General features: G+C 60.0%; 15 protein-coding genes and 2 pseudogenes. 10 read left to right on the top strand and 7 right to left on the bottom strand.

What is annotated here, in order from left to right:
* Nucleotides 1-39 precede the first annotated feature (39 nt).
* The 3 genes and pseudogenes from PQ467_RS08840 to PQ467_RS08830 form a co-directional block, all read right to left on the bottom strand.
* Entirely contained in the window at nt 40-417 is a 378-nt protein-coding gene (locus PQ467_RS08840; RefSeq protein ID WP_274176115.1) for a GDSL-type esterase/lipase family protein, read from the bottom strand.
* On the bottom strand, nt 389-1,612 hold the full coding sequence (locus tag PQ467_RS08835) for an IS256 family transposase (RefSeq protein WP_274173080.1): 1,224 nt from the start codon (nt 1,610-1,612) through the stop codon (nt 389-391). Before PQ467_RS08835 ends, PQ467_RS08840 begins: the two co-directional genes overlap by 29 nt.
* A gap of 58 nt (nt 1,613-1,670) precedes the next feature.
* A pseudogene (locus tag PQ467_RS08830) lies at nt 1,671-2,021 on the bottom strand (IS21 family transposase); the annotation flags it as partial.
* On the opposite strand from PQ467_RS08830, the pseudogene PQ467_RS08825 reads away from it, so the two are divergent.
* Nucleotides 2,021-2,257, top strand: a pseudogene (locus PQ467_RS08825) (IS630 family transposase); the annotation flags it as partial. The pseudogenes PQ467_RS08830 and PQ467_RS08825 sit on opposite strands and share 1 nt — an antisense overlap.
* A gap of 282 nt (nt 2,258-2,539) precedes the next feature.
* Here the strand turns inward: PQ467_RS08825 and PQ467_RS08820 are convergent.
* The 4 genes from PQ467_RS08820 to PQ467_RS08805 all read right to left on the bottom strand — a co-directional run bounded on the left by PQ467_RS08820 (nt 2,540) and on the right by PQ467_RS08805 (nt 7,209).
* The gene (locus PQ467_RS08820) at nt 2,540-3,289 is read right to left on the bottom strand and encodes a pentapeptide repeat-containing protein (protein WP_274173079.1); all 750 of its coding nucleotides are present in this window, start codon (nt 3,287-3,289) and stop codon (nt 2,540-2,542) included.
* Nucleotides 3,262-5,121, bottom strand: a complete 1,860-nt coding sequence (locus tag PQ467_RS08815; RefSeq protein WP_443192932.1) for a PQQ-dependent methanol/ethanol family dehydrogenase — start codon at nt 5,119-5,121, stop codon at nt 3,262-3,264. The genes PQ467_RS08820 and PQ467_RS08815 overlap by 28 nt, the downstream gene beginning before the upstream one ends.
* Nucleotides 5,122-5,227: 106 nt before the next feature.
* Entirely contained in the window at nt 5,228-5,935 is a 708-nt protein-coding gene (locus PQ467_RS08810) for a response regulator transcription factor (protein ID WP_274173077.1), read from the bottom strand.
* Nucleotides 5,890-7,209: a sensor histidine kinase gene (locus PQ467_RS08805; protein ID WP_274173076.1), complete on the bottom strand. Its 1,320-nt coding sequence runs from the start codon at nt 7,207-7,209 to the stop codon at nt 5,890-5,892. Before PQ467_RS08805 ends, PQ467_RS08810 begins: the two co-directional genes overlap by 46 nt.
* A 570-nt stretch (nt 7,210-7,779) precedes the next feature.
* Between PQ467_RS08805 and PQ467_RS08800 the strand changes: the two genes are divergently transcribed.
* The 9 genes from PQ467_RS08800 to PQ467_RS08760 all read left to right on the top strand — a co-directional run bounded on the left by PQ467_RS08800 (nt 7,780) and on the right by PQ467_RS08760 (nt 16,936).
* A complete protein-coding gene (locus PQ467_RS08800) occupies nt 7,780-8,184 on the top strand; it encodes a DUF2946 family protein (protein ID WP_274173075.1) in 405 nt (134 codons plus the stop codon).
* Between the two features lie 84 nt (nt 8,185-8,268).
* Entirely contained in the window at nt 8,269-10,401 is a 2,133-nt protein-coding gene (locus PQ467_RS08795) for a TonB-dependent siderophore receptor (protein ID WP_274173074.1), read from the top strand.
* A gap of 13 nt (nt 10,402-10,414) precedes the next feature.
* Entirely contained in the window at nt 10,415-11,329 is a 915-nt protein-coding gene (locus PQ467_RS08790; RefSeq protein ID WP_274173073.1) for an alpha/beta hydrolase, read from the top strand.
* A gap of 111 nt (nt 11,330-11,440) precedes the next feature.
* The gene (locus PQ467_RS08785; protein WP_274173072.1) at nt 11,441-11,833 is read left to right on the top strand and encodes a DUF2946 family protein; all 393 of its coding nucleotides are present in this window, start codon (nt 11,441-11,443) and stop codon (nt 11,831-11,833) included.
* 90 nt (nt 11,834-11,923) lie between these two features.
* On the top strand, nt 11,924-12,442 hold the full coding sequence (locus tag PQ467_RS08780) for a DUF2244 domain-containing protein (protein WP_274173071.1): 519 nt from the start codon (nt 11,924-11,926) through the stop codon (nt 12,440-12,442).
* Nucleotides 12,443-12,593: 151 nt separating this feature from the next.
* A complete protein-coding gene (locus PQ467_RS08775) occupies nt 12,594-13,097 on the top strand; it encodes a copper chaperone PCu(A)C (RefSeq protein ID WP_274173070.1) in 504 nt (167 codons plus the stop codon).
* Nucleotides 13,084-13,695: an SCO family protein gene (locus PQ467_RS08770; protein ID WP_274173069.1), complete on the top strand. Its 612-nt coding sequence runs from the start codon at nt 13,084-13,086 to the stop codon at nt 13,693-13,695. The genes PQ467_RS08775 and PQ467_RS08770 overlap by 14 nt, the downstream gene beginning before the upstream one ends.
* Nucleotides 13,696-13,735: 40 nt before the next feature.
* On the top strand, nt 13,736-15,778 hold the full coding sequence (locus PQ467_RS08765; RefSeq protein WP_274173068.1) for a TonB-dependent receptor: 2,043 nt from the start codon (nt 13,736-13,738) through the stop codon (nt 15,776-15,778).
* 3 nt (nt 15,779-15,781) lie between these two features.
* Nucleotides 15,782-16,936, top strand: a complete 1,155-nt coding sequence (locus tag PQ467_RS08760; RefSeq protein WP_274173067.1) for a PepSY-associated TM helix domain-containing protein — start codon at nt 15,782-15,784, stop codon at nt 16,934-16,936.
* Nucleotides 16,937-16,966: the final 30 nt, after the last annotated feature.

Raw genomic sequence — 16,966 nt, 5'->3', positions numbered from 1 at the left:
GGGTATACCGCATCATCTCCTTATTTGCAGGGATCGACGTCAGGGAAAGAGTGAGATGTCAATGCCCTTGCCCATGGCTTGATGGCCCTTTTCGCTGGGGTGTAGATGATCGCCTGAGTCGAACTCGGGCTTGAACTGCCTCGGCTTGGTCGGATCGCGCACCATAGCTTTAAAATCGATCACCGCATCCGGCGCGTGCGATGTGCGGATCCAGTGGTGGACTGCGTCGCGCATCGCCACTTTGGCTGGGGTTGAGGTGAGAGGATCAAAGGGATTGGGCGTCAGCGTGCCGAGATAGATCTTCACCGAGCGGGCATGGGCTCGCGCGATGATCTGGCGGTAGCCGGGGGAGTGTCCTGAATTCCGTGTACGGGGCGGCGGTTGAAAATCAGGCCGCCATGGCCCGAACGAAGCGATCGCCGAACAGAACGGCGAACTGAGCTTTTGCCATAGTCCATTCGCGGGCCGGCATCACCCATTCTTTTTCCGAACGGTGCAGGATCAGATAGAGCAGCTTGCTGGCCGCCTCATCGCTGGGGAAATGCCCTCTGGCCCGTACCGCCCGGCGCAGCTTGGAGTTCAATGCCTCGATAGCATTCGTTGTGTATATGATGCGACGAACCTCGGCAGGAAATGCAAAGAATGGAATGACTTGCCCCCATACACGGCGCCAACTCTGGCCAATTGCCGGGTATTTCTGCCCCGAGGGGCTGGCCTCGAAGGCAGTGAGCGCCTCCTCGGCGACCTTGGCATCTACGGCCCGGTAAATTTCCTTGGGCGCCGTGGCGATGGATTTGCGGTCTTTGTAGGACACGAAATCCATGGAATTCCTAAGCAAATGGACGATGCAGGTCTGAACGATGGTATCAGGGAACGCGGCATTGATGGCCTCGGGGAATCCTTTGAGCCCATCGACCACGGCCAGCAGAATATCCTCAACGCCGCGGTTCTTCAGCTCGTTCATGACCCGAAGCCAGAACTTGGCGCCTTCATTTTGCTCGATCCACATGCCCAGCACGACCTTGGTGCCATTGGCCATCACGCCCAGGGCAATGTGGATCGCCTTGTTGCGGACCAAGCCTTCGTCGCGGATCTTGACCCGGATAGCATCAAAGAAGACCAACGGATAAACCGGATCCAGCGGACGCTGCTGCCAGGCTGCAACCTCGTCGAGAACGGCATCGGTGATCGTGCTGATCAAGTCCGCCGAGGCGTCCATGCCATAGATTTCGCGCAGGTGCTCGGCGATCTCCCGAGTGCTCATACCTCGCGCATACATCGAGATAATCTTGTCATCGAACCCAGGGAAACGGCGCTGGTATTTGGCGATCAGCTGCGGGTCAAAACTGCCCGTCCGATCGCGCGGAACCTCAATATCAATCTTGCCGGTGCCTGTTGAAACCGTCTTGCGCCCATAGCCATTCCGGCTGTTCTCGGCCTCTGCCTCGTCGCCAAGATGGTAATCCATCTCGGCACTCAACGCACGTTCGGCCAGTGCCTTCTTCAAGGCGTTCATCCAGTCGGGCGAGTTCAGCGCGCTGGCGGCGTCCATGCCGCCCAGTAACTGGTCCAGGAGGTCATCAGGAATCGAGGGTGCTTTGCGTCTTGCCATAATAGGGAAACTTTCTACCCATTAGGCCGCCCCGTACACGGAATTCAGGACACTCCCGCTTACGGCGCAGAGAATGGATCACGTGACGGTAATCGACAACGTGACCGTGCTTCCCGTTCATGCCCGCGCGGCCGCGCGGCAGGGTCATGAGTCTCGTGCCGCCAATGAAGAGGTCGAGGCGGTCATCATACAGGCGAGCCCGCAAACGGTGCCCGATCAGGCGGGATGGGACCGTGTAGAACACCTTGCGCAACGTGAAGCCGCCCGAGGATGTGACCGTCACGAGGACCTCCTCGTAATCGGTGGTGCGCACGTCCGGCAGCGGCTGCAGGAACTTGCGTTCGGCATCAATCCCGGGGCCGTGCCGCCGGTTGCGCGCATTTACGACCTCGTCGATGAAGCGGCGATAGTCGTCACCCGCACTGGCACGTGCACTTCACGCCGACGTCGGCATCGTGGATCAATCAGGTCGAACGCTGGTTCGCCGAGCTGACCCGCAAGCAATTGCAGCGAGGAGTCCACCGATCAACGGCGGAACTCGAAGCCGATATCGTCGCCTTCATCACCGCTCACAATGAAAAACCCAAGCCCTACAAGTGGGTCAAATCCGCCGACGATATCATCGCCTCGGTCAGACGCTTCTGACAGAAAACAATTAGCAAAATTTCGGATTCAGGTGACTAGCCATCGATAATTAAATTCCGAGACACCAACCATAGGGCATATAAAAATAGTATATATTTTTCATATAACTCAATTCATCATGATATATTAATTATTATTTTCAGGTCAATTATATTTTCTATAATTCAATACAAAAACCCCTCCGACATCCTCGCTTCAAGGGCAGTAGAAGCGATTTATCCGGAGGGGCGGCCGATAAAGGCCCAGTTTACCAGCAGGGAGAGTCATTCCTGCTCGGGCAATTTAATGACTGTCATTTCCTTTATTGCGTTTGCGTTCTTTTTCCTCGGTTTCCCACACGGTATCGCCGCCTTGCCAGTTGATTGGGCATGAAACGCAATCCTTCATCCAGGCATCCTGAAAAACGGCAAAGCGAAGACGTGCCCCCTGCAAATTGGCCGCTTCAAGGTTGGTTTCGTAAAGTTTGGCTTCTATCAGATCAGCGTTGATCAGGCGGGCACCTTTGAAGCTCGACCCTTTGAGGAGCGCCTTTTCCAAGGTCGAAGCCGTCAGATCAGCGCGGTCGAAATTGGATTTTCCGGCCCGCGCGAAAACCAGATCGGCCCCGCGCAGGGATGCGCCCGACAGGTCCGTGCTATTGATGAAAGACATCTGAAGGTTCGCGCCGTCCATTTCGGCATCGCGCAGATCCGCCCCATTGAGATTGGCATGGCGCAGAACGGCGCGGGACATTTTTGCTCCGCGCAAATTCGCCCCAGTTAAATCTGCATTGGCCAGATCGGCAAAACGCAGATCCTTGCCCGCACATTGCGCATGAGGGCCGATCGTACAGCCGTTCACAACCCATGGCGTCGGGCGTTCTTCAACATTGACGACCACCTGCTGGGCATGCCCGACCACCGGGATAACGGCTAGCAGCAGAAGGGCTGGAAAAAATCGCATGGCTATCCATCCTGCACGAGGCATGCGGTCCGGCAGATAACGGGACCTGCCGGACCCAAGGCTCAGTTGGAGGGCAATTCGAAGACCCAATAGGACCCGCCCTGACTGACGGTCTTGGTCAGGTCAGCCATATCGCCGCCCCACAGCGGCACAGCGCCGCCATAGCCGGATGACAGGCCAAGATATTGCTTACCATCCATTTCCCACGTGATCGGCACGGACACCACACCCGATCCGGTCTGAAATTTCCATAATTCTTCGCCGGTCTTGGCGTTGAAAATCTTGACGAAACCGTCGGACGTTCCCTGCACCACAATATTACCCTTGGTCGTCAGAGTGCCGCCCCACAAAGGCAGCTGCTCCTTGGCCTCCCAAGCGATCTTGCCGGTTTTGGGATCAAGCGCACGCAAAACGCCCACGTGATCATCATATTTTCGGCGGATGCGGAATCCTTGTCCCAGATAGGCCGCGCCCTTCGAATAGGTGACCTTTTCGGTCCAGTAATCTTCGGACCAGTCATTGGACGGTATATAGAACAGGCCGGTGCCCGGATTATAGGACATGGGCATCCAGTTCGTGCCGCCAAGGAAATTGGGCGAAACGCGCACCGGCTTGCCGTGGTCCTGACCGGGTTCGGGTTCGGGCGGGCGGCTGCCCTCGGCGTTTTCTAGCGGGCGTCCATTCGGCACATCCCATCCCTTGGCCCAGCTGATTTCCGGCACAAAGGGATATATTGCAAGTGCGCCGCCCTTCTGCTTGCTGATTTTGCCATCGCGCTTGGTCAGCTTGTCCAGATCGGTGAGGAAGAAGAAGCCATTGCGGTCGGCATGGGCTCCTGCCCGTATGGTTTTTCCGTTCCTTTCCAGATCGAACAAAACAATCGGATTGTTGCCGGAAAAATCCCATGCGTCATTGGGTGTATGCTGGAAAAAGCCCACCGGTTCGCCGGTCGAGGGTTCGATATAGATTTGGCCGGAAGTGTAAAGGCTGTCGCCGGGCGAACGCTTCCATGTGTTCCATGGTGCCGGATTGCCGGTACCGATCACGATCGTGTTGGTTTTGACGTCATAGGTGGCCGATTGCCAAGGCGCGCCGCCGCCATGGTGCCATGCTTCCACCTTCTGGCCGTCCTTGTCATTAGGCCAGCTTGGCGCCTTGGGATCGCCGGTAAAGGTCGAGGGTTTACCGTTCAGGCGGCCCTGATGGCCTTCGACCATCGGGCGCATCCAGATTTCCTCACCTGTGTCGGGATCGCGGGCATAAAGTTCACCCACCGCACCGAATTCATCGCCCGATGAACCGTGGATCAGCATGACTCGGCCCGTCTTGGCGTCCTTTACGATCGTTGGGGCGCCGGTCATCGTATAGCCGGCCTTGTGGTCCTGGAACTTCTTGGTCCATACCACCTTGCCCGTCTTGCGATCCAGCGCAGTGATGCCTGCATCGAGCGTGCCGAAGAAGATCTTGTCACCATAGATCGCGGCGCCGCGATTGACCACGTCGCAGCAGGGCCGGATGTCATCGGGTAAGCGCGCGGTATAGGACCAAAGCTTCTTACCCGTATGCGCATCAAGAGCGAAAACCCGGCTGTAGGAGGCGGTGATATAGATCACGCCATCATAGATAAGCGCCTGACCTTCCTGACCGCGCTGGCGTTCGTCGCCAAAGGAGAACACCCATTTGGGCACCAGTTTCTTGGCATTGTCGCTGTTGATTTGCTCCAGCGTGCTGAAGCGTTGCGCCCGCACGCCCAGGCCATACATCAGCACATTGTCATTGGTCTGTTCATCGTTAAGAATATCGTCCCAGACAACGCCGGGAAGCTTGAATTCATGACCGGGCGCGCTCGTTTGACTCATGACAGGCCCCGTCGCCATCAAGGCAAAAGCAGACAGCAGCAAACGCCATTTGTGACCCTTCATCCCATCCTCCTCAGGCTCTTACGGCCATGCGCCGCTTGTGAGGATTAGATAGACTGCGATTTCTGAAGAGGTCTTGAGAGGCGCATGAGAAGCCTCTCAAGATTTGTTATGCTTTGGTCCGATGCCTCAGGACGAAGCCGATGCCTCGCACGGTGGCTATCACCGGTGCCTGGGGGCCTGACAGAAGGCGCCGTACATAGCCGACATAAACATCGACAGCATTTTCGGTAACTTCTGCATCGGTGCCCCAAACCTCATTCAGGATCTGGGTGCGGCTGACAACCTGATCCGATTGCCGGGCAAGGCAGAAAAGTAAATCGAATTCCCGGCGTGACAGGTTCAGCACCTCCCCTGCGAGTTCGCCCCGCCTCCCCCGCGCGTCGAGCAACAGGTTCCCGACAATCAACCTTTCGTTTTCCTGCAGCATGCTGCGCCTGATCATCACCGACAATCTGGCCAGCAATTCTTCGAAGGAAAAGGGCTTTGCCAAATAATCGTCCGCGCCGCAGCGAAATCCTTCCAGTCGGTCTTCCAGGCTGCCCCGCGCGGTCAGCATGCAAATAGGCAGTGTGATCCCCTTGTCCCTTGCGTTGCGGCAAAGGTCGGCGCCATCCAGATCGGGCAGCCCCCTGTCGATGATCGCGGCATGAAACTGGCCTGCATTGAGCCGTGTTTGTCCAGGCCTGCCTGATGTTTGCCAGTCGACACTATAGCCTTCGGCAGTTAAGCCGCGATGCAGGAAACGGCCAATACCGTGATCGTCTTCGATCAGCAGGATGCGCCGGCCCTGATGGGCAGCGTGATCGACACGCATAATCCTTCTCCATTCGAATTGTTTTCTGCGCACACACTGCCACCATGGGCCTGCGCAATCCATCGGACCAAAGCCAGCCCCAGACCGCTTCCGCCCAACCGTTGCCCTGCGGCGCCCTGCACATGGGGGGCAAATATGAGTGCCAATTCATCTTCAGCCACGCCCGGCCCGGCATCACGAACCGACAGATTGGCAGTATGGTCTGAAACTTTGACCTCAATCTCAACGCAGCCGCCCGGCGGTGTGAATTTCAAACTGTTGTCAAGCATGGCCAACAATGCCTGCTCCAGTCGCTCCGGATCGGCATCAATGCCAACGGCAGTTTCGGGAATCTGTAAGTGAAGGGAAGCCTCCCTCATCAGAGCCAGAGGCGCAAGCACAAGCATGGCCCGCTGGGTCAGCGCGACCAGATCGACAGGCTCGCGATGAATGGGTAATGCGCCGTCTTCGGCACGCGCCAGCGTCAGGAGATCTGCAAGGCGTCTTTGTAACAGATTAGTGCTGTCGAGTATGTCTCGCAGCGACTGTCGCAAGCCGTCAGCCTCATCGTTAAGGCGCAGCGCAACTTCGGCCTCTCCCCGAATGACGGTGACAGGAGTGCCCAGTGCATGGCTGACCTTTGCCAGAAACAGGCGTCGATTGGCGTCTATTTGGGCCAGTTGCCGGTTCGCAGCAGCCAGATCGACGGTGCGGCGCTCCACCTGTCGTTCCACGGCCGATGCCATGGCGTTGAAATGCTCGGTAAAGCTGCGTAGCTCGCTTGGCCCGCTGGGCGAAATAGGGCGAGGCCAGGTTTCTCCGGCAAGATCACGCGTGGCGTGAGCCAGGGCCTCAAGTGGACGCACCACAGCCCGCCACGACACGAATGCCGCCGTGGCAACAAGGATAAAGAATGCAATGATCGCGCTCGCCATCATGGTACCGCTGGCGCAGCTGTTGGCCGTTGCGGTTGTGACGGCCAGGCGAGCTTCGTCATCTTCTCTTGCCGCAATTTGTCTGGAAAGCCTGCGCAATTGCAAAAGCTTCTCTCGCGTCATGGGACCATCGGTCAGGGTCAGCATTTTTCGCGCCATGACGTCCTCGCGATCTTGATAGACCCGTGTTTCCGTTGAGTTACCGATAAGTTTGCGTTCTTCCTCCACACTGGCTCGGTATGCTTGCGCCTTGCTGTGCAGGGCACGCCATTCCAGATCAGGTACCGGCGAGTCGCGTAACAAAGCATGGGCGGCATCGGCCTCAAGACGGGTCACCTGCATCGCCTGATTACGTGCCATGTCCGCCTGTTCCACCAGCAATCGCGTCGATGACTGAAGCCAGAGCATTCCCGCGCTCAAAACTAGAAGGCAAATCAACAATATACCTGCGGCTGCGAGAAATGCACTGCGGAACCCCATACTTACTCCCGTGCGTTACGGTACTCAGGCATGACATAAAATTGGCCGACGGCGCCAGCGCCATCATGTGAACCGATATCAAGCTAACAGCCATTCATGAGCGGACAAATTGCCGGGTCCGCTTTGTGGCGTAGGAGGGCATTAAGAATGTGGAAAGCTGGAGCGAAAGCAGGGCCGAGAAATCGGCTCCAAACACGCCAGTAGGCGCGGCAATTTGGTACGAAAGGCGACGGCATTACGTGGTGTCGCCTCGTAGAAATTTGACGCAGAGATGTAGAAAAATGATGCTCCTTCATAGCGAATGGCTGAAAATTTACAACGATGGAAGCTTCGTCACAATTTGATGGCGCATGACGCCGAAACGGCGCGGCCATTGTCTTGATTTGCGAAGATATCATAGCAACAAACTGTCCGGGTGACATTCCACGTAACCCACTCTATGAGAGGCTTGTGAAGTGGGTTCGCCGCCTTCTTGCCCGACGCGGCCTGGCTACGCTGATCTGCTGTGCAGTTCTGGCACTGCGGCTGCTTGTGCCATCGGGCTATATGGTCGAGGCTGGCGGCAGCAGCATCACCATCTCGATCTGCAATGGCGTGGCTTCGGCTCCGATGTCGGTGTCACTGCCGCTCAAACATGATGGCGGCACGCAGGATAGCCCGCAGCATGGCGAGCATCTCGTGCCTTGCCCTTATGGCAGCCTGGCCCATGCGGCCTTGCCAGCAGTGGACCCCATCCAGCTTGCGCAATTGCTGGTTTTCATCCTCGCCGTGGCTTGGCTCGGCCTTGCTTTGCCAAACCACAGTGCGCCCACGTATATCAGGCCTCCGCTAAGAGGGCCGCCGATCTACCTTTGATCCTGCTTGTTGGGTGCCGCCTTGCGCGCCCGTTCCGGATTCTGGCCGGGTGCCTATGCGCGCTGGCCATTCAAAGGTATTTCCATGCGTTCGCAATTTCTTGCAGGCACTTGCGTGTCTGCCGCAGCCTATGCTGCCGCTCTTCTTCTTCCCGCCATCGCCTTGGCGCAAACCACCACGGACCAGAACAAAGCCGCGCCAAGCTGGGCAGGCGACCAGATCATCGTCACCGGCAAACGAGATACCTACGCCGCGCCGACATCCACCTCGGCCACGCGCACAGACACGCCGCTCATCCAGGTTCCGCAATCGATGCAGGTGGTGACTGGCTCGCTGCTCAAGGAGCAGGATCGGCGCACGCTGGGCGATGCGCTGGTCAATGTCTCGGGCGTAACCCCCACGCGGTCGGACGAGACCCTGTTCATCCCGCCGATCCTGCGCGGTTTTCCGGGCGAGGTCTATCTCGACGGCCTGCCGATTTTCGCGGGCAACCAGCAGGCGTTTGATCCCAACAGTCTGGTGGGCGTCGCGGCGATCTCGGTGCTGAAGGGGCCGAGCGCCACGCTCTATGGCGGCGGGCTTGGCACGCCGCTGGGCGGCATCATCAACATCGAAACAGCGCGCCCGGCTGACAAGACCGGCGGAACCCTCGCCCTGCGCGCGGGCAGCTTTTCAACCTGGAACCCCTATGGCGATGTCAACCTCGCCCTGTCGCCTGCGGTCTCCGCCAAGATCGCGGGCGAGTATCAAAGCAACGGAAGTTGGATAGACAAGGTCAAGGGCAAGCGCTGGTCGGTGCAACCCAGCATCCTGTTCAAGCTGACGCCCGACACCGATCTGCTGGTGCAGGGCCAGTTCAATCACCGCGGAGCGCTGGAATATTCTGGCCTGCCCGCCGATGCGGCGCTAGCCGGCACGATTGCCCGCAATGCCTTCCCCGGTTCGCCAATTGGGCAACCGCAGACCGACAATGACAACCGCATGGGTACGGTCACCCTGCGTCATGCCTTCTCGCCCAGCGTCAAACTGACGGTCAGCGGGCGCTATTACGCCAATGAGGTCGACGAAAGGGGCAGCTTCGTTTTTCCCGATCTGATGCCCACTGGCACCATTGCGCCGAACTACGATGTCTATCCCATCTCCATGACCAACCGGACGAAGGAGGCGACGTTTGACGCCAATCTGGCCGCCCGGTTCGATGTTCTGGGCGGCACGCACAATCTGCTGGGCGGGGTCAACTATGACTGGACCAGCTTCTACAGCGGTATGGGCCTGTTCGTCAGCAACAGCCCATCGGGCACGATTAACCTGTCGAACCCGGTCTACAACCTGAGCTACACCGCGCAAACGCCAGCCAACTCCAACGAGCGCGACCACTATCAGACATTGGCCGCCTATGTGCAGGATCAGGCGACCTATGGCCCGCTGCATCTGACGGGCGGCCTGCGTCTGACCTCGCTGCGGTTCGTCGAGGACAGCGATTACGGCGTGGCCAATCACAAGACCTACACCCACGTCTCGCCCCGAGTGGGCGCCACGCTGGATTTGGTGCAAGGCGTTGCGCTCTTCGCGGGCTGGGCTACGGCCTTCCGCGCGCCCTTCGCTTATATCAGCCTCCAGCCTTCCAAGCCCGAAGGATCAAGCAATGTCGAGGCCGGGGTGAAGCTCGCCCTGCCCAAGGCGGGCCTGTCAGGCACACTCGCGCTGTTCAGCCAGACGCATGACAATGTCGCCACCGCCGACCCGAACAATGTGGGCTTCTACATCCAGTCCGGTCGCCAGCGGGCGCGGGGTGTGGAGGTCGATCTGGTGTGGGAACCGAGCCCGGCACTCTCGCTGCTGGCCAATTACGCCTACACCGACACGCGCGACAATGGCGTGGCGCCGGGCGACAGGCTGGCCCGCGTCCCCGAAAGCAGCGGTCGCATTGCCGCGCGTTATCGTATCCTGCACGGGGCGGCCAAGGGGCTGGCGCTCGGCGCAGGGATCACCGCCGTCACCTCGCGGCAGTTGACGCTGCCCAATTCGATTGCCGTGCCGGGCTATGCCGTCATTGATGCGCAAGGTTCCTATGACATCGGCCGCTTCACGCTGGGCGTTTCGGTGGTCAATCTGGGCGGGCGGCGCGCATGGGATCCCTATTCCTATATGGGCTATCCGGTGGTTGGCCCCAATCAGCCGCGCTCGGCCTATGTCACGCTCAAGGCCAGAATTTGAAGGGGCGGGCACCATGAAGCGTTGGGCTGAATGGGCGATGCTGGGGCTGTTGGCGGCACTGCTGCCAACCAATGCCTTGGCGCGCAAGGCTGCGGTGGGTGGAGTGGTGATGCCACTCTATCCCAAGGGGACGGTCGGAACGCTGGGCGTGCCAGAAACCCGTGAGCGCATCGCCGAGGCGGATGAGACGTTTATCTTCAATGTCAGCGATCCGACGCTGGAACTGTTTCGGCCAGCGCGGCCCAATGGCACGGCGGTGATCGTGGCTCCCGGCGGTGGTTTTGTGGGCTTGGCCTATGAACATGGCGGGCGAGACATTGCCCGCCGTCTGGCCCGCCATGGTGTGACTGCTCTGGTGCTCAAGTACCGCACGGTCAAAAGCCGGCAGGACGCCATGCACATGCCCGAAGTGCATGAAAGGGAGATGGCCGCGATCATCGCGCGGGCGAAAAGCGGCGAGCCTGCGCAGGTGCCACAATTCGCCGGGGAAGCTCACGCGGTGGAAGATGGCGCCCGCGCCATGGCGCTTGTGCGCGAACACGCCAGGGCTTGGGGCCTTGATCCTGCCCGGATCGGCATGCTCGGCTTTTCATCGGGCGCGTTCCTTGCCGCTGATCTGGCCATTGGCGACAAGGTTAGTCGGCCCGCCTTTGTGGGGCTGATCTATGGTGGCCTGCGTGGGCCTGTGTCCGCCGATGCCGCGCCAGCCTTTATCGCAGCGGCAGCCGATGACCCCTATCTCCCGCAGGACGGGGCGCTGCTTTATGCAGCTTGGCGCAAGGCTGGCGCGGCAGCCGAACTGCACATGTTCGAGCGCGGCGGCCATGGCTTTGATTTAAGGCCAAAGGGCGCGCCAAGCGATCATTGGTTCGACGAGTTCTTGTGGTGGATGCGCTCGCGTGGTCTTCTGCCCAAGAAGAACAAGTAATCGTCGGCCATCGTAACTTGATCCACCTCACCCGCCGCCTGGGACAAATTGTCCAAATTTGATCCAGACCGGTGACACAACCGCACACGGACTATAGACGCAAGATTGATCATGCTCACGTTCCGCGCCTTTTTCATGTCAAACCCCCGTGTGGCCGCTCTGCTGGTCGCGCTGGCTTTGTGCATGAAGGCGCTGATTCCTGCCGGTTACATGCTGAGCGGGGAATCAAGGACGATCACGGTGCAGATCTGCGCCGATTCGCTGGGCCACCAGATCACCAAGCAGATCGACGTTGGCAGCAAGGACCACGGCAAAGCAAAAACCGACACGCCCTGCGCCTTCACCGCGCTGACCCATGGCGCACTTGGCGGGGCTGATCCGATCCTGCTGGCCGCCGCCCTGCTGTTCATTCTCTCGCTTGCCTTTGCACCACACCTTCCCGCGGCGCCAAAGCGCGTTCAATATCTGCGTCCGCCGCTGCGCGGACCGCCTGCGCTGGCCTGACAGAACCTTCCCTTTCTGTCGGATAGGCCGGTGCGCGGGCTCTCCTTCCCATAAAGCCCGATGCCCCGGCCATGGCCGGAGTTGTCTTTCATGTACGAGATTTTATGCCGCTCGCCCGAGCGGCCTTTTGCCCTGAGCGCAAGCAGTGATGTGCCGCAAGGGGACCACGCAGGTCTCGTCCTGCATATGCGCGAGAACCGCTCGCATTTTAGCGAGCCCGCCCGCCAGACCTTTGCGGTTCTGGGTGCGATGATGATGGCGCTGTCGATCCTGCCCGCGCTGTCGGGCCATTGGCTGGTGCCGGCCTATTGCCTGATGGCCATGGGCGCGCTGGTCTTCGCGCTCGAGTATCATAAGCGTTCAAAGCCCGCTGGCGAGGTGCTGGAAATTGCCCATGGCACGATTCGCCACCGCGACGCCTACGGCAACGCCACGCATATGCCTTGCCGGTTCGCCAAGCTGGATGCGCAGGCGCCCACGCCATCCTCGCTGCGCCTCATCCTGCACAGCCCCAAGGCGAGTGTCGAGATCGGTCGCTGTCTCGGGTTGGAGGAAAGGCAGGCGTTGATCCCGTTGATTGCTTCGGCGCTGTCACAGGGGCGCCGCTGATGCCCGCCCACATTCGCCGCCTTCGCATCATCGGGCGCCGCGCATGGATTTTGGTTGCGCTGAGCCTCGTAGGCCAGATCGCCGTCGCGGCCCTCGATCCTACCAGCCATTCCGGCGCGGCCTTTGCGGCATACCCCTAGGAGACACACCCATGACTTTTCGCTTCAACGCCGCCCTGGCGCTGGCCGCTCTGACGTGCACGGCAACGCCCGCTTTGGCTCGGGCCGAACACCACCATGCTGCCCACCAAGCCATCGCAATCACCAACTCCTGGGCACGTGAGACGGCGCCCGCGCAGGTCAACGGCGGTGGTTTCCTGACCATCACCAATAAGAGCGATGCCGCTGACCGTCTGATCTCGGCCGCTTCGCCCGTGGCGCCCACCGTCCAGCTTCACACGATGAGTATGGATGGCGGCGTGATGCGGATGCGCGAATTGCCCGATGGCATTCCCGTGCCCGCGCAATCCGTGATCGAACTGAAGCCCGGCAGCCTTCACATCATGTTTATCGGCGTTAAGGCACCGCTTAAACCCGGTCAGACTGTTTCCCTGACGCTGCGCTTTGAAAAGGCCGGTATGGTGAAAGTGGCCATGCCGGTGCGCGCCATTGCCGATATTGGGCAAACGATGGGCGGCGGCCATGACCACCACTAAAGGCTCATCGCGCGGGTTGCTGGTCTGGGGCGGCTTGCTGCTCGGCGCTCTGGCGTTTGGTTTGGGCCTTGCCGCCTATCTGGGTGGAGGCGCCAAGCCCCAAGACAACTCATCCCAAGCAGGGGTTGGCGGGCCGTTCACGCTGGTCGCCAGCGATGGCAAGCCCTTCACCTTGGCCGATGTGGGCGGCAAGCCTTATGCCATCTACTTCGGCTTCACCCGCTGCCCCGATGTCTGCCCCACCAGTCTGGCCAAGATGGCGCGGCTACGCGCTCGAATGGGCAAGGATGGCGAGAAATTCGCGATCCTCTTCGTCTCGGTCGATCCGGGGCATGATAAGCCCAAGGATATTGGCCAATATGTCACGCTGTTCGGCACGCCGATCATCGGCCTGACGGGCAGCGAAGCCCAACTGGCTGCCATCGAAAAAGCCTATGGCGTCTATGTCGCCAAGGTGCCGCAACCGGGCGGCGATTACACCATCGACCATACCGCCAGCATCTATCTGATGGATGCCAGAGGCGGCTTTCAAAACATGATCGGCCACGACGAGAGCGACGATGCCGCACTCGCCAAGCTCAAACAGCTCGTGGGCTAAATTTCTCCACTTACAAAATACTTAAAGAACAGGGATGTTTATGAAGATTTCCGTGCTTGCTCTCGCAGCAGGTCTGCTTGCCGCCACCACCGCTTCGGCGGCAGAACCGGCCCCGGCAGATCAGTCTGCCGACACCAGCTTCAGCGTGGGCGAAACCATTGTCGTCACTGCCAGGGGTATGGCCGGCAGTTCCTCCAATGTCATCACCTCGGTAGATCGCCTCGGTGGCAATGTCGCGCAAAGCGCCAACGTCAATTACGCCTGGGAACTAGTGGGGCGCCTTCCCGGCGTATTGGTGACCAACTTCAATCAGGGCAGCACCAGCGGCAAATTCTCGTTTCGCGGTTTCAATGGCGAGGGCGAGATCAACGCGGTCAAACTGCTGATCGACGGCATTCCCTCCAACGGCAATGATGGCAACATGCCCTATATCGACTCCGTCTCGCCGCTGGGCATCGCCGGGATCGAGGTCGTGCGCGGCACGGCTGATCCGCGCTATGGCCTGCACGCCATTGCCGGCAGCGCGAACGTCCTGACACGCAGCGGCGGCAATTACATCGACGCCAAGGCCTCGGCAGGCAGTTTCAATTCCTATGAGGGGCAGTTGGCAGCGGGCCGTGAGAAAGGCAGTTTCAGCCAGAATTACACCATTGGCTATCGTGATGCGCAAGGCTATCGCGCCCATGGCGCACTTGATCGGCTCAGCCTTTCTGGAAAATGGGCCTATGGCTTAAGTTCCGCAGTGAAGATTGGCGCCAGCGCCCGATACTACATCAGCCACGCGCAGGAGGCAGGCTATCTGACCGGCGCGGTGGCTGCTGCCGACCCGCGCGCCACAAACGCCTACAATGCCTCCGATGGTGATCGCCGCCAACTGGGCCAATATGCGCTTACGCTGGACGCAGGACTTTCCGACAATCTGGACTTTGCCGCCAAGGCCTATGTCAACACCATGCGCGATGACCGCTATGTCCGCTTTTCGGCAGGCGGCTCGCAACAGCGGCGCGTGACCAACGAGGATCATTATGGCGCGCTGGCGGCGCTGCATTGGCATACCGCTGTGGCCGGTGTTCCGGTGATGACCGAGATCGGCGGCGACTATCAGTGGCAGGATGACACCTCGCTGCGCTACAACACCGCCAACCGCATGGTCACCACCCAGACCCGCGATCAGCATTTTATCCTGAACATTGGCGGGGCCTATGTGCAGGCGATCATCGAGCCTGCCAAATGGCTCAAAATCACGCCCGCATGGCGGTTTGACAGCGTATCGGGCCATTTTGCCAACCGCCTGACAGGCGCAACAGCGCCCATCAACGACTATGGCACAATCAGTCAGCCCAAGATCTCGGTAGCGGCCACCCCGCTCGATGGCGTCACGCTTTATGGCAACTGGGGCAAGAGCTTTCAGATCGGGGTTGGCTCGGGTGCCTATCTGATCGCGCCGCGCCTCACCAACCTTGCCCCTTCGATCAATACGGGCTGGGAACTGGGCCTGCGCTATACTCCCTCCGACCGGATTGAAACCCGCGTGGCCTTCTGGCAGCAGACGGCTTCTGGTGAGTTGAAGCGCAAACTCAACGATCCATTGGGCGATTTTGAAAACATTGGCTCCACACGCCGCCGCGGGGTGGATATCCAGATCAGTGGCAAGCCGGTCAAGAGCGTGGCGGCCTGGGCGGCGGTCTCCATCCAGAAGGCAACGATCACTGTGGCCGATCCTGCAACGCCGCAATATGTGGGCAATGAGATCGACCATGTGCCCCATGTGCTGTGGTCGGGCGGGCTGGATTATACTGGCGTCAACAAGCTGCGCCTGTCGCTCTGGGCCAATGGGCAATCGTCCTATTGGCTGACCACCGCCAACAGTGCGGCCAATGGCGGCAAATTCGGCGGCTATCAACTGTTCAACGCGGAAGCGGCCTATCAGGTAACGCGCCATGCCGAGGCGAGCCTATCGGTGAAGAACCTGTTCAACGCGCACCCCGAATATGTGTGGTGGGACACGACCGCGCCTGCCCAACCGCTGCACAGCCCCGGCGACAGTCGCGCCATCACTGTCAGCCTTCGCGTGAAATACTAAGGCATGGCGCGCCAACGCCTGAGACTGGCCGTGAGGCAGGTCCATCTCTGGATGGGCCTGTCGCTGGGTGCCTTGTTTGTGCTGCTGGGCCTCACCGGATCGGCCTTGGTGTTCTATCAGGCGCTTGACCTTGCGCTGCATCCGGAAATGGCGGTATCGGCCAAGGGGCCGGCCCCCGATGCCCAGTCCCCCGTGTGGGATCTTGCGCTGGCCACGATGCGGGCGCAGCGGCCGGATCGCCAAGGCATATATCGCTTTGAAGTGACTGGCGAGGCTGGCCCCATTCCTGTCCGCTATGAAATGCCGGGGCGTGCGCATGGCGGGCATCGTGTGATGATTTGGCTTTCACCCGATGGGGGCCGCGTGCTGCGTGAGGCGGTCTGGGGCCAATATCTGATGACCTGGCTCTATGATCTGCACATGGCGCTGCTGGCGGGGCCGGTTGGCACGCTCATCATCGGATGGAGCGGCCTTGCCATTTTCCTGCTGGTGATGGTGAGCGGGGTTTGGGTCTGGTGGCCCCGGACGAGCGGGCGCGGCGGTTGGGCCAAGGCCTTGCGCTATGCCCGGCACGCTGCGCTGACCCGGCGCCTACGCGACATGCACAAGCTGGCAGGGCTGATTGGCCTGCCCGTGCTGTCGGTGCTGGTGATGACGGGCGTCATGCTGGCGCTGCCCGACCAGAGCAATGCGGCGCTGCGCCCGCTATTTGGGCCGGTTGACCCTTCGCCCAAGGCGATGGACCATACCGATACCGGGCCGCGCTTGTCGATCACGCAGGCTGCCGTCATTGCGCAACGCGTTCTGCCCTCGGCCCGCATCGTGTGGATCGAGGTGCCGCCCATCGGCCAGGGTGTCTACAAGTTCCGCATGAAAACGCCGCACGACCCTTCGGCGCGTTTCCCGCATTCCTTTGTTTTTCTTGACCCGGTGAGCGGGCGCGTGGTGGCGGTGCAAAATGCGGACAAGGCAGGGCGTACAACCACCATCAACAACTGGCTGCACTGCCTGCATGATGCCAGCGTGCTGGGCCTGTTCACCCGCTGGCTGGCGGTCATCATCGGGCTGGTTCCAGCCTTTTTGTTCACAACCGGCCTTTGGCGTTGGCTGGAGCGCAAGTGCGCCAATAGAAGGCAGGTGGACAGTTTGGCCCATTGATCTGGCGCAAGCATCAGATAACGCACTTAA

Origin of the sequence: Novosphingobium sp. KACC 22771 (assembly GCF_028736195.1) — a bacterium.
Taxonomy (GTDB): Bacteria; Pseudomonadota; Alphaproteobacteria; order Sphingomonadales; family Sphingomonadaceae; genus Novosphingobium.
The sequence above is the reverse complement of the archived record's forward strand: the minus strand, read 5'-3'. Positions and strand labels throughout refer to the sequence as shown.

Bases quoted from the DNA above. Each gene is read 5' to 3' on its own strand.
- PQ467_RS08835 (WP_274173080.1), bottom strand. From the start codon at position 1,612: ATGGCAAGACGCAAAGCACCCTCGATTCCTGATGACCTCCTGGACCAG.
- PQ467_RS08815 (WP_443192932.1), bottom strand. From the start codon at position 5,121: ATGAAGGGTCACAAATGGCGTTTGCTGCTGTCTGCTTTTGCCTTGATG.
- PQ467_RS08810 (WP_274173077.1), bottom strand. From the start codon at position 5,935: ATGCGTGTCGATCACGCTGCCCATCAGGGCCGGCGCATCCTGCTGATC.
- PQ467_RS08805 (WP_274173076.1), bottom strand. From the start codon at position 7,209: ATGGCACGTAATCAGGCGATGCAGGTGACCCGTCTTGAGGCCGATGCC.
- PQ467_RS08795 (WP_274173074.1), top strand. From the start codon at position 8,269: ATGCGTTCGCAATTTCTTGCAGGCACTTGCGTGTCTGCCGCAGCCTAT.
- PQ467_RS08790 (WP_274173073.1), top strand. From the start codon at position 10,415: ATGAAGCGTTGGGCTGAATGGGCGATGCTGGGGCTGTTGGCGGCACTG.
- PQ467_RS08785 (WP_274173072.1), top strand. From the start codon at position 11,441: ATGCTCACGTTCCGCGCCTTTTTCATGTCAAACCCCCGTGTGGCCGCT.
- PQ467_RS08780 (WP_274173071.1), top strand. From the start codon at position 11,924: ATGTACGAGATTTTATGCCGCTCGCCCGAGCGGCCTTTTGCCCTGAGC.
- PQ467_RS08775 (WP_274173070.1), top strand. From the start codon at position 12,594: ATGACTTTTCGCTTCAACGCCGCCCTGGCGCTGGCCGCTCTGACGTGC.
- PQ467_RS08770 (WP_274173069.1), top strand. From the start codon at position 13,084: ATGACCACCACTAAAGGCTCATCGCGCGGGTTGCTGGTCTGGGGCGGC.
- PQ467_RS08765 (WP_274173068.1), top strand. From the start codon at position 13,736: ATGAAGATTTCCGTGCTTGCTCTCGCAGCAGGTCTGCTTGCCGCCACC.
- PQ467_RS08760 (WP_274173067.1), top strand. From the start codon at position 15,782: ATGGCGCGCCAACGCCTGAGACTGGCCGTGAGGCAGGTCCATCTCTGG.